This window comes from Shewanella sp. 10N.261.52.F9 (assembly GCF_041471165.1).
GTDB lineage: Bacteria > Pseudomonadota > Gammaproteobacteria > Enterobacterales > Shewanellaceae > Shewanella > Shewanella marinintestina.
Map to the genome: position 1 here is coordinate 45039 of NZ_JBFRNX010000026.1, position 12644 is coordinate 57682.

Sequence of the window (12644 nt, forward strand, 5' to 3'; positions counted from 1 at the left end):
GGTAAGTGCGGCGAAGGTAAGTGTGGTGGCGATAAAGCTAAAACCAAAGCCAAAGAAGGTAAATGTGGTGAAGGTAAATGCGGTGGTGCTAAATAAGCTTTCCCAGCATTAATATGGGGTCAGCTAATCGCTGGCCCTATTTGTTTATAATATCAATTAGTATCAAGATTTAGTCGTTATGAGTAGATCAACTTCTTATACTTATGGGTATAAATCCCTAATCTAGTGGGCATGTAGTATGACAAACAATAAGGTGAATAAAGGACTAGTCGGCTTAGGACTCAGGCGCGAAATGCTTGATGAGTTTTGCCAAAAAGTCCCTAGTGATATCGATTTTTTTGAGGTTGCCCCTGAGAACTGGATGACTTTAGGTGGAAAATTTGGCCGTCAGTTTAGGGAACTTACAGAAAAACATGAGTTCTATTGCCATGGATTGTCACTCTCTATCGGCAGTCCTGCACCGTTAGACTTACAGTTTGTAAAAAATATCAAAGACTTTTTAGATATTCATCAAATTAGTACTTATTCAGAGCATCTCAGTTATTGCTCGGGTAGTGGGCATATGTATGACTTAATGCCAATCCCATTTACCTCCGAAGCCGTTTTTCACGTAGCGAAAAGGGTTAAGCAAGTCGAAGACATTATCGAAAGGCCGTTAGTGCTAGAGAATGTCTCTTTTTATGCGGCGCCGGGCGCAGAAATGTCTGAAGCAGAATTTGTCACTGCAGTGATGCAAGAAGCAGATTGTAAGATGCTGCTAGATGTTAATAATATTTACGTTAACTCAATTAATCATAAATATGATGCCGTTGAGTTTTTAAAGGCGATGCCAACAGAGCGCATCGCTTACCTGCACATTGCAGGGCACTATGAAGAGGCTGAAGATCTGATTGTTGATACTCATGGGGCTGACATAGTTGGCCCTGTATGGAAATTACTTGACGCTTGTCATCAATATCATGGCGTGTTCCCTACTTTATTAGAGCGTGACTTTAACATTCCTGAAACCAGTGAATTGTTGTTAGAAATAAATCAGATCCACGATTATCAAAATCGTCATGTTGCTAGTTTAAAAAGGAGCGCTTAATGAGCTTTTTTGAAGTACAGCAAAACTTTATGGATTACATTAAAGATCCATCATTGCCGCTACCGGAGGGGGTAGAAGCGCGAAGGATGAAAATATATCGCGAATTGTTTTTTAATAATGTTGATGGTTTTGTTTCCAATGCATTCCCCGTTTTAAAAAGTCTTTATCAAGAGCAACAATGGCAGCAATTGATACAAAACTTCTTTGCCACACATGATTGCGACACGCCTATATTCATTGAAATCGCACAAGAGTTTTTGTTGTTTCTGCAAACAGAGTACCAACCTCGTGAGGAAGACCCGGCTTTTATACTCGAACTAGCCCATTATGAATGGTTAGAATTAGTGGTTGCCGTTGCTCAAGAAGATAAAGAGCAACAACTAATAGATAAAAAACAACCGGATCTGCAGTCAATAAAATTATGTGTATCAGCAACGTCGCAAATTGCTCAGTATGCCTATGATGTGCAGCATATTAGTCCAGAGCATCAACCAAAAGCGCCAGGGGATACACCGCAATTTTTCTGTATTTATCGCGATATAGATGAAGAAGTGAATTTTTTGCAGCTTAATCCATTAACTGCACAAGTATTAGCCTATATCGCGCAGTATGAATATGTAGAATTTACATTGTTAATAGAGTGGTTAGTACAGACTTATAGTCATATCGATGCCGCAACGCTTGAACAAGGTTGTTTGCAGTTGCTTGCTGAATTAAGTGAGAAAGGCATTATTAAACATTTTATAGGGCAATAGGCTTTCTATTAGGGTGACGGATCTTTATAATGATCTCAAAAATTGATCTAGATCAATAAATGCAGTCAACAATAATAAGTAGAGGACGTCATGAGTCAGCCGTTTAAAGACCCATTTAACATTGTTTATTTTATTGGTTTTGTTTTAGTTATGTTGATACCAACACTTCCGGCAAGCCTTTCATGGTTAAAGGTAATGGGGTTAATTTAATCCGCCTTTAAGCCAAGCTCAGGTATACTAGCCACTCTTTCGAGTGGCTTTTTGTTATTTTAGGACTGTTAAATGGCGTTAAAACGTGGCTTTTTTCTGATTGTTGGCCTGTGTAGCTTAGTATTAGGCCTGCTGGGAATATTACTGCCCGTACTGCCAACTGTTCCATTTATACTGCTAGCAGCCTATTGCTTTGCGCGTTCCAGTGACAGGCTTTACCTGTGGTTGATGAATCATCCATGGTTTGCTGACGCTCTCAAAAATTGGCAGGCACAAGGTGCTATTCGTAAAAGCCTTAAAAGAAAAGCTTACATTGTAAGTAGTTTGAGCTTTTTAGTTAGTATTGCTGTGGTGCCGTTGATTTGGGTAAAAGTAATGCTAGCTTGTTTTGGTACGGGATTAATTATTTATTTGCGTAGCATCCCAGAGATTGAAGATTAGCCCAAGCTTGTATTAAGCCATTGCATTGAAATAAAGGCATTATTTCAATGCAATGGGTAAAGCCTTTTGCTAGGCGAACAATCAAATCGTCAATTTGCTTCGACAGAGGCTACACTTCTGCAGTTACAAGGTTGCAACTCACTATAAAGCGGCTTAAGCTTGACGCCGATTTTTACACTTAGGTGACATTTTTTAGACTCTTTTGGTTCTTTTATTAGTACTTGGGTCAGTTAGTGTCAGCAAAATTAAATTAGATAAAGTACAGAATTATGGTAATGAATACTGATAGCTTGGCACTAATAAAGAACAGCATTAAAACTATCCCTAACTACCCAAAAGAAGGGATTTTATTTAGAGATGTGACGAGTTTATTAGAAGATCCACAAGCCTATAAACTCACCATCGGCCTTTTAGTTGAGCATTATAAAGATCAAGGCTTTACTAAAGTTGTTGGTACTGAAGCTCGTGGTTTCTTATTTGGTGCGCCTCTAGCTTTAGAGCTAGGTATTGGTTTTGTACCAGTGCGTAAGCCAGGAAAGTTACCGAGAGAAACGATTTCTGAAAGCTATGAGCTAGAATATGGTCATGATGTGCTAGAGATCCATGTTGACGCTATCACTGCTGATGATAAAGTACTTGTTATTGATGATTTGCTGGCAACGGGCGGCACTATCGAAGCAACGGTTAAGCTTATTCGTAAGCTTGGTGGTGCTGTTAACGATGCTGCGTTTGTTATTTCATTGCCAGACTTAGGTGGTGAAGAACGTCTAAAGGCAATGGATCTGAATCTATTAAGCCTTTGTGAGTTCGAAGGCGAATAAGCCTTTCGACGGTGTAGTAAAATCTCTTTATTAAAGAATAAGCGATTTTGTTTACTCTTTAATCTGTAAAGGTGAATTTATCGCCGTCAAATCGCTCCTCAGGCGCTTGAGATAGCATGTAAAAGCGTTGCATGCTATTGTTCAAAGATGTCGAGGAGCGTGCTCCCGAAACCGTATTAATGACACGTTGGGGAGTTCCATGTCATATCAGGTGTTGGCCAGAAAATGGCGCCCTGCCACATTTGAGCAAATGGTTGGCCAGTCGCATGTTTTACATGCCTTAACCAATGCGCTCACTCAGCAAAGATTACATCATGCCTATTTGTTCTCCGGTACTCGCGGTGTCGGTAAGACCAGTCTTGCCCGTCTTTTTGCTAAAGGCTTAAATTGCGAACAAGGTGTCACAGCTACGCCATGTGGGCAATGTTCTGCCTGTGTTGAAATTGCCGAAGGCCGTTTTGTTGATCTTATCGAGGTCGATGCCGCCTCAAGAACCAAAGTTGACGACACGCGTGAATTACTTGATAACGTGCAATATCGCCCAAGTCGTGGCCGATACAAAGTGTACCTTATCGATGAAGTGCATATGTTATCGCGCAGCAGTTTTAATGCGTTGCTTAAGACCCTTGAAGAGCCGCCAGAACATGTAAAGTTTTTACTCGCGACGACGGATCCGCAACGCTTGCCTGTTACGGTTTTATCACGTTGTTTGCAGTTTAACTTAAAGAGTTTAACCCAAGACGAAATTGCCATTCAGCTTGAGCATATTTTGACTCAAGAACAGTTAAGCTTTGAAGTCACAGCACTGACACTATTAGCTAAAGCGGCCAACGGTAGTATGCGTGATGCATTGAGTCTAACCGATCAGGCGATAGCCTTTGGTGCTGGCCAAGTTAATCTTGGGCAAGTACAAACCATGCTTGGTAGTATTGACGAAAAGCATGTAATAGCACTACTTGAAGCACTCACCAAAGCTGACATTATGAACTTGATGCAGGTAACCGCTAAAGTCTTGTCATTTGGCGCGGAGCCAGAAGAAGTGCTGCGCAGCTTACTTGAATTGTTGCATCAAGTGACTTTAACTCAGTTCGCTCCTGCAGCTGCACAGATGTCACTTTATAGTGAGCAAATAACGGCTTTTGCCCAACAACTTTCCGCAGAACAAGTTCAACTTTATTACCAGTTATTATTAACGGGCCGTAAAGACTTGCCCCATGCACCGGATCCTAAATCGGGTCTTGAAATGGCATTGCTAAGAGCGGTGACTTTTGTTCCTGAAAAGCCAGTGACTCGTTGGGCTGCTGATAGCCAAGCAGCGATTCAGTTCCCTGATGTCAATCCCGAAGTCAATAGTGTGGCGAACGCAGCGACTTCGACTCAAAAAAAAACGCTTGAATCTGTAGCACCTAGCTCGAAACCTGCCTTAACGGGGTTAAGTTCTCAAGCTAACGCTGCAGAGACAAATCAGCAACAAGCTGAGCCGGTTACTGCATCTGTAAACGTCAACACTGATGAAACAAAAGCTGCTTCAGTGCAAACTGAACCGTTACAGGATGAGAAAGAACAAGCTGCAGATGAGCCATTAGATAGCTTAAATAGCGAAATGGCTGTGATAATGAGTCAAGCTGAGAGCCAAGGCTTTGAGCAAGTCCAGCCAGAACTCATCAGCGAATTAAGTTCAAAATCACAAACAGCGCTAAATCAGAAACCAGAGCAAGAATCTAGTGAGAGCTCCACCTCTGAGTTGGATATTAGTCAAACAGACTCGGTGGCGTCAGCATCGAATCAAGTTGTCGTCGCAAGCGAAAAATTTGCGTTAGAAGCTAATACCGTCGAGGGCACAGAGGCTGAATTTAGCCCAGAGCTTGAAGCCAGCATTAAACAGCAGCCTGTTAACTCCAATTATAGTGACGATAACTTTAATGACCGCAGTGAAACTCATAGCGGCACTATTAGTGATGACGTTAGCAATAGCGGCGATTACCAGCAACATTCGTATGCTAATGATGCCGATAATGAGTTGGCTTCTTATGCCGATTATGCTGGTGCTTATGGTGATGCTTTCGCTGCTGCCGACCAAGATGATTATGGCTTTGGTCAAGAGGCAAGCTATCAGTCCAATCAAACTCCAGCTCATCAGCAGGTAAGTGCACCAGAGCAAGCTGAAGCGCTAAGCAATACTTCACAAAGTTCAACTATCGATGCGGGAGATGATCTTCTCGACGCAGTTTTAGCTGCGAGAGCGACTTTACTTGAAGGGCTAGGAGAGGATGAGCCTAAGGAAGGGGCATCAAAAAAGTCATTAGAGGTTCGTAAGCCTTTTACGCCGCCAGTGAGAAAAGAGCCTGTTAATACAGGTGACAAGATTGAAAGCAGTGAACCGCTTTCGAATAAGTCAGAGGCGTCTGCTACAACTCCTACACAGATTGATAATGGTGAGACGGAGCAAGAGATCATTGATAGACCGCCATGGGAAGATCCTCATGAACAAGATCCCTGCGCACGTTTTGATAGTGAATCAGATAGTGAAACATTCGTTGACAGTAAAGCGACTGAAGCTAATGTATCCGCCGAGCAAGCTGATATCGATAGCGAACAGCCACAAAGCGTTAGCGGTTCATCTCCTGTTCAGGATATTGAGCTAAACTTACCTGCATTACCAAGCGGTGAGTTAACCGGTAACGACGTGGATTTAAAGTGGTATCGCTTTATGTCTGAGCTTGAGGTCGGTGGTCGAGTTCGCCAGTTAGCTGTTAACTCTGTCTGTCATCGGTTTGAGCAGCCATTATCATTATTGCTTAAACCAGATCAAAAGCATTTAGCTGCAGACGTTGCTATTAAACAGTTAGAAGAGGCTATGAGTGGTGCTTTAGGTGAGCATTGTACGGTAAGCGTGACAGTCGGTGCTGATAATGACCGTGAAACGCCACTAGAAGTAAGGCGACGCTTTAATAAAGAGATTTTAGTTCAGGCACATCACGATTTAATGACAGATGACAATGTGCGCTGGTTAAGCCAAAACATGGGGGCACAGATGACTGATGATTCGTTAACTTATGCGCCTGAGTTGTTGGCACAGAAAGGAAAATTGATTGAGTTAATCGATATTGCGAACTTTAAGCGGTTAACTGAGTCATAATTTTATAATTGAATTTCAGCTTTCATTGCTAATCATTCATTTTTTAGTAAGATTAGCCGACTTTATTTGTTGTAATACATAATAGAAGAGAATTAGAGTATGTTTGGAAAAGGCGGTATGGGCAACTTGATGAAGCAAGCCCAGATGATGCAAGACAAAATGGCCAAAGTGCAAGAAGAAATCGCACGCATGGAAGTTACCGGCGAAGCTGGTGCTGGTCTAGTTAAAGTCACTATGACGGGTTCTCACAGTGTACGTAAAGTTGATATCGACTCAAGCCTACTAGAAGACGACAAAGAGATGCTAGAAGATCTTATCGCTGCAGCTTGTAATGATGCCGCTCGTCGCGTTGAAGAGAATCAAAAAGAGAAAATGGCTGAAGTGACTGGCGGTATGCAATTACCACCAGGCATGAAGATGCCATTCTAGTTTTAAGTTGCTGTTTTAACGGTGTATTTACACGGTTAGATTGGAGGGGGCCAAATAGGGGCCAAATCCGAGCGACTAAAAACAAAAAAAGCTCAAGCAATTTGCTTGAGCTTTTTTGTTTCTGCTTACGAATTTTTGATGGCTAGTAGGTCTGATTAAGCTTATCAGCCAACTCATTGACGTAGTCTGGTTTCTCCGCTTTTATCCATTTTCCATAGATCTTGCGGATCATTCCCCAGTCAGAATGTCCCATCTGTTTAGCCAGCCAGGATGGCTCAGCTCCTACCATCAATAGCTGACTGGCATAGGTATGTCTTAACTGATATGCAGGCCTGTGAGCTAACTCAGCTTTTATTAGCCAATTCTCCCACTGTTTGGGAGTAGTGGATAATTCAGGCCTGAGATAAGGCTGATTGTTTCTGCTTAGAAATACGCGTCTGCGTTTGATTGTTTTTGATTTTTGGTTTTTATAATAAATGGTCTCATTGCGAGCAGCTGAATTGAAGGTTTGCTCCTTTTGGTCAATGAGTACTTCCATTGCTTTTGGAAGTAATTCGATTTCTCTATGACCGGCAACTGTCTTTGGCGGCTTTAAATTACCTTGGCGTGTCAAATTGTACTTAACACGGATTATTCGTTTTTCGAAATCAATATCCTCCCACGCTAACGCTTTTAGCTCGCCATGACGCATACCTGTCCATGCTAACAACTCTACCATGCGCTTTGTTTGAGGAATGTGAATAACGCTTATGAGCCGGTACAACTCCTTTTGTGAAAATGGTAGTACTAGGCTGTCTTCATCATCAAGGTTGATATCATCCTTAACAAGCTTCTTAAGAGATTGAGTTGGGTTTGATTTTATGTATTTCTTGTCTAAAGCATGGCTTAAAACTTTACTGAATGTGTTCGTGTATTCCTTGACGGTTGAATCTTTGCATTCTGTGACAGTCTGCTGCCGAGCCTTATTAAGTACGTCAGTAGTGATTTCAGAAATTGGCCGACCCAAAAGTTTATGTCGATTTAACCAGCTTTTAGCCGAAGCTAATTTTTCTCTTGTGGAGTCAGTAAGGATGTTAGCACTCTCGGCTATATACTCTTCGAAGCAAACAGCAACAGTGATATTAGGACAATAGTTTATGCTGTTCGTTGGAAAGTGCTTTGTCCAAAAAGTATCGGGGTCAAGCTTATACAAACCATTTACGATATCTTGTTTGATATTCCCCAGTGTAATCTGAGCAAAATTTATATTTGCTTTTGTGACAGGAATAGCAAGAGAGCGCTTTATCGGGCTAGAACGCTCAGGGACTTTAAACTGAACACGAAGATTACCTTTGTGTTCAGTTACTCCTTTAGTTTGCTTTAAAAGTGCTTCAATAGCTGGTGATAGGGTCACTACAGATACTCTCTAAAGGATTTAAGGTTAACGAGGATCTCGTGTCCTTTTGCTTCTTGTTTCCATACAATACCCTCTGGCATTGGTTTCGTTTTGCTTTTCACCCTTTGACGAATGGCATCGGCGCTTTTTTTTAGCTCGCTCGACACTTCCATGATCGTCATCCACCGATCTTCAGATTTCGCTCTAGTAGAGTGAAGTTCCTCTTGTAGTTGAAAGATTTTGGCTGTTAGCCAATCGATCTGTTCTTGATAAGATTCCATCGGCTTTTGATAGATTAGTGGTGGCAAAATTATGAATCTCCTCGGTTTTTAATAGTAATATTGAACAAAGTTATTCGGACTAGTAATCGGATTTGATAGTCCCCTATCCACAAGTAGAGGGGGAATTTGATTGTTCTATCTTAGATTTTAGCTGCATCATTTTCCTTAGCATGTTGTTTTTATGCGTTTTTCTTTGTGACTAAGTAGTCACTACCTTGAGGTTTCTTATAACCGAAAAATTTTACGCGTTATTGTTGTTTATTTGTGTATCTTGTTGAAACTTATTAAATCCTATCAGGTGTAAAAATTATCTGTAAAGTGTTTTGTGTTTCGTTGTTTTGCATATAAAAGTGTCATGTTGCATAATTATTCATATGTTGGCGTTTTGTTTATTTCGATAATTCTTCAGTTTTAATAAGATTTTCAAAAAAACTGAAAAGCATAAAGCACGAATTAAACGAGCATTTCTAAAATGAGATGTGCCTTTCAGCTGCAAGTAATGTTCTTTACTGATTGCCGTTTTTTGTAATCGGAGATTGTTAGATATTCGTTATGGGCGGTTTGAACTTTGTAAAATTAATTTTTTAACGCTTTCTGGGAGAGTGTTGGTTTTAACGTTTTCCGTTTTTATTCTCTGAAACAACCACGAGATAGTAGATGCCAATTACCATGACAAAAGCAGGTATTAGAAAGTACATACGTTCTCCATAGGGTGTGAAGCTCACCTTAAATTATTCGAAAAAGGATAAAGTAGCTGGCACGCCATAAGTTCACTTTACTCGGGTTTTGCGTGCAAAGGGCTTGGTATGCTGATGCACCAAGGGTCAGTTTGCAGCTACCTAGGCTATAGGTGAAAAGGTATCGAATATCATCGGTTTCAACATAAAAAGAGAATAACCAGAACAACAATATCGCGCCTATTACCAGCGGGATGCTCATTGTCTGGTTTAGATTTAATTGTTTTCTTGGCATTTAAAAGTCATCAAATCCAGAGCTAAAAGAGTCGAAGTTGCTGTCACAAGAGCTATCAAATGAACTGCTATAAGAGTTATCGAATGAGTTATCAATGCCGCAACTCATAGAGTCGAAGCTGGTATCGATTGAGGTGCAACTCGTATCCATAGATGACTCGGTTACACCGTATGGATTGCCTTTAATATCGACCCCGCTATCAGCCACCATAGGCGTGCCATCGACATTTACTTGTGGCCCGTTGTTAGAATTTGTACTCATAATCATCTCCTGACTTTGTTGCTTAAATGTTCATCACTGTCTATACACATTAATGAAAAAATGTTAGATTACAAACTTGTTTGACTGAACTGTCAGCAACAAAAAGTTTGGCGTTTTACCTCGAATTATTCTTCGTTTTTTCTTCAAAAATCCCACAAAAATTTCCCATTACGCCCCAACGAAAGTGCGCTTTTAATAGCAAAAATCGGCACGAGTTTTTGTGACAAAAGTGCATGTGAAACATGCCATCAGCTCGCGTATTTGGATGGATACGAAGTATCGATTCAAAGGAGCAACGCGCATGTACAGCTGGTCTGTACTAACCGTATTTACATTTTGCTTCAGCAAAATTTAGCCTCACATTTGGCACAAATTGATGGCTAAACCATTTGCCTTTTCGTCAGAAAAGCACGGCGTCGAAAGAGGGAACAGAGGTGGCACACATCCCCTCGTCGTAAGCGGTGAAAATGCGGTTAGTACAGAGCGTAGCGAGATACATGCGCGTTTGATGTATTGAAAAGCTAGAGCGTAGCTCGTAAGACAGTGGCGATGACGAGTCATCAGAACTGGCGGGCGATTCAAGGCATATGGATGTGTCACGAAGTGATTCATCCATTAGGCAAAGCCTGGCTTGGTAGCGATGGGTATCGCTATTTTCATCCCGAGAGGGAGAAATAAGCATCTCGGAATAAAAATCAGTACTTTTTTGCCTAAACCGGCATTGTTTGTGTTCTAAAGTTCTACCTCTTGATAACCATGTTCAACGTAACAACGGATATCAAGATGAATAAGCAAATCAATACAATCCAACAGCTAAACCAAACCATCGAAATAGCGGGTGAAATAGCAGGTGAAACAGCTCCTGAAGTAGCGCGGTTATACCAACCTTACATCTCTATGCCAATGCACTATCAACCGGGAACAAGCAATAATCAGATTGGTAAAGATAGACGTGTATTAACGATGAAAATCGTTACTCGTTTCGGCCTAATATCGCCAACAATTATTAGCTGGCTTTATGACATTCCACATCGGCTCGCATTAGAGCATTTAAACAAGCTTGTCAGCGAGAAATTGCTAAGCCTTGTTATCACTCATCGCTCTGTTGATGGGCGAGTCTATGTACTCGATTATGCGGGGGCTAAATACGCCGAAGAGTTGTTATCTGTTGCGGTCTATTTCCGCGCTGGAGAGGCTAGCTTGCGAGTCAACCAAAATACCATTATGCACGACCTTATGATGCAGTACGTTCTACTCAAAGGCGTGCATAACCAAACACAAGATAAGATTGCTAAACCCTACTGGTATTCGTTTGTCACCGAGCCAGAGTTTAAACGGCTATTTAAATCTAATGATGTGCGCAATGTCGATGGTATAGCGATAGAGCCCAATGGCACAGTCGCAGCGATTGAAATCGAGCATTCATTCAAGACCAAGGCTGCAAGGCAAACCATCCTTTTAAAGTGGCTGTATGGGATCAAGCATGGTTATTACAGCAAGGTCATGCTGTTCTCGCAATCACTGCAAATCTTCAATGACATAAAGAGGTTGCATAACCAGCTCTATGAAGAGATGCCAACCAGGTTTGATAAGAAGACGCGACAGGTGTTACTAAGTCAGGAGGATGCTGCACTGTTACAAGCCAAGGTAGTGCACCGAACGGTACTGTGTGATGAATTGACTAATAGGTTCTATAGATAATAGATGGGAGAAAAGGGCGCCTAAGCGCCCGATCCCATAATTGTGCAAGTGATGCCTCGCAACGTAAATACCTTCTTCGCTTTCGTTTCCGGTATTCAACTCAGACTATCCCATTCGTACTCGCTCTCTCAGTATTCACTTTTATTGGGACACAATTACTAGGCCATGAGAGTTGTCGCATAGAGGGTTTGATGATTCAAACCGTTCTAATAGTAGTTAAGTTCGTTATTAGAGAAATTTGAGTATCTAAGTAATTAAACTTCTTCGATACTCATAGCATTAATTATGCTTTCCAAGTGAAGCTAATTTTCACATACGACAAAGGCCTTAGAGTCTGGATCTTGTCCTCGTATTTCAAACCCTCCAGGTCCTGCCAATTCACCTATAGCTAAACGATAATTAAACCATGAGCCTACCTCGTCAGTGTCTAACTCTGACGTCCAAAAGAAACGAACTAACGGCCAAGTTGATGCTTCTGCATGGTGTTCATTCATATAGTCATTAAATTGATTAGCGTTAGAAACTAGCTGCTTTCCTCTTCTTTTACATTCATCAATTGCTGTTTCTACTTTTAAAGCTGCATAGCCATACTCTGTTGGACCTGTAACTTGGTTACCGAACTCATCGGTATAAACAATATACTCTTTAGAATCTACGGACTCATCAAAGTGTGTCTCACTTGCCAAAAGGGGGCGGTGATAAGGAATAAACGCTATAACACTTAATGGCACAGTATCTTTAAATGTGTTGCTTTCAAATACAGCTAAAGCTGTGATATCTGTAGTACCAATCGCTTCACCAGTGACAACGCCAGTATCATTATCGACTGTTGCTACAGCGGTATTACTGCTGCTCCAAGAAACCAAGGTTTCTGCAGTCACGTCTAATGTTGAACCGTCAGAAAACAATGCGGTGGCAGTATAAGCTAAGGTTTTTCCTTCCGGCACTTTTCCTACTTTAGGCGTTACCTCAATAGCAGTCACTGTAGCAGGTGTTACCGTTAGCTCAGCAGATGCAGTAAACTCGGTGCCATTTGCACTGCCCGAGGCTGTAATGGTGACGGTACCTGCGGCTACACCGGTTGCGATGCCTGTATCGGTATCGATAGTTGCAATATTGCTGTCGCTGCTGCTCCAAGACAATGCGCTATCGGTGGTCACGTCTAACACACT

At 41.5% G+C, this 12644-nt stretch carries 13 protein-coding genes; 8 read left to right on the forward strand and 5 right to left on the reverse strand.

The annotated features are described in order from the left end of the window. From AB4298_RS21390 to AB4298_RS17415, 7 genes are all read left to right on the forward strand, one after another. Window positions 1–96, forward strand: a 96-nt coding sequence (locus AB4298_RS21390; RefSeq protein ID WP_527251187.1) for an HvfA family oxazolone/thioamide-modified RiPP metallophore, incomplete at its 5' end; no start/stop codon positions are given. Between the two features lie 142 nt (window positions 97–238). Beyond that, the gene (locus AB4298_RS17390) at window positions 239–1087 is read left to right on the forward strand and encodes an HvfB family MNIO-type RiPP peptide maturase (RefSeq protein WP_371987678.1); all 849 of its coding nucleotides are present in this window, start codon (window positions 239–241) and stop codon (window positions 1085–1087) included. Then, window positions 1087–1842 (forward strand): HvfC family RiPP maturation protein, encoded by a 756-nt coding sequence (locus AB4298_RS17395; RefSeq protein ID WP_371987679.1) that lies wholly within the window; start codon window positions 1087–1089, stop codon window positions 1840–1842. Before AB4298_RS17390 ends, AB4298_RS17395 begins: the two co-directional genes overlap by 1 nt. 282 nt (window positions 1843–2124) lie before the next feature. Further along, window positions 2125–2493 carry a YbaN family protein gene (locus AB4298_RS17400; RefSeq protein ID WP_371987681.1) on the forward strand — a complete coding sequence of 123 codons (369 nt, stop codon included), beginning with the start codon at window positions 2125–2127 and terminating at the stop codon, window positions 2491–2493. A gap of 269 nt (window positions 2494–2762) precedes the next feature. After that, entirely contained in the window at window positions 2763–3314 is a 552-nt protein-coding gene (gene apt, locus AB4298_RS17405) for an adenine phosphoribosyltransferase (RefSeq protein WP_248999257.1), read from the forward strand. Between the two features lie 199 nt (window positions 3315–3513). After that, complete coding sequence (gene dnaX, locus AB4298_RS17410) at window positions 3514–6453, forward strand: DNA polymerase III subunit gamma/tau (RefSeq protein ID WP_371987682.1); 2940 nt, start codon at window positions 3514–3516, stop codon at window positions 6451–6453. Between the two features lie 99 nt (window positions 6454–6552). Then, entirely contained in the window at window positions 6553–6882 is a 330-nt protein-coding gene (locus AB4298_RS17415; protein ID WP_202719971.1) for a YbaB/EbfC family nucleoid-associated protein, read from the forward strand. Between the two features lie 142 nt (window positions 6883–7024). Here the strand turns inward: AB4298_RS17415 and AB4298_RS17420 are convergent, their stop codons facing one another. From AB4298_RS17420 to AB4298_RS17435, 4 genes are all read right to left on the reverse strand, one after another. Then, window positions 7025–8275, reverse strand: coding sequence for a tyrosine-type recombinase/integrase (locus AB4298_RS17420; RefSeq protein ID WP_371987683.1), 1251 nt, complete (start codon window positions 8273–8275; stop codon window positions 7025–7027). Next, window positions 8275–8565, reverse strand: coding sequence for a hypothetical protein (locus tag AB4298_RS17425; RefSeq protein WP_371987684.1), 291 nt, complete (start codon window positions 8563–8565; stop codon window positions 8275–8277). Before AB4298_RS17425 ends, AB4298_RS17420 begins: the two co-directional genes overlap by 1 nt. A gap of 699 nt (window positions 8566–9264) precedes the next feature. After that, window positions 9265–9510 (reverse strand): hypothetical protein, encoded by a 246-nt coding sequence (locus AB4298_RS17430; RefSeq protein ID WP_371987686.1) that lies wholly within the window; start codon window positions 9508–9510, stop codon window positions 9265–9267. After that, window positions 9511–9771 carry a hypothetical protein gene (locus AB4298_RS17435; protein ID WP_371987687.1) on the reverse strand — a complete coding sequence of 87 codons (261 nt, stop codon included), beginning with the start codon at window positions 9769–9771 and terminating at the stop codon, window positions 9511–9513. Window positions 9772–10554: 783 nt separating this feature from the next. Here AB4298_RS17435 and AB4298_RS17440 point away from each other — a divergent pair. After that, window positions 10555–11472: a hypothetical protein gene (locus tag AB4298_RS17440; RefSeq protein WP_371987688.1), complete on the forward strand. Its 918-nt coding sequence runs from the start codon at window positions 10555–10557 to the stop codon at window positions 11470–11472. A 302-nt stretch (window positions 11473–11774) separates the two neighbouring features. Here AB4298_RS17440 and AB4298_RS17445 read toward each other — a convergent pair. After that, window positions 11775–12644 (reverse strand): Ig-like domain-containing protein (locus tag AB4298_RS17445; RefSeq protein WP_371987690.1); only part of this gene is annotated, 870 nt, incomplete at its 5' end.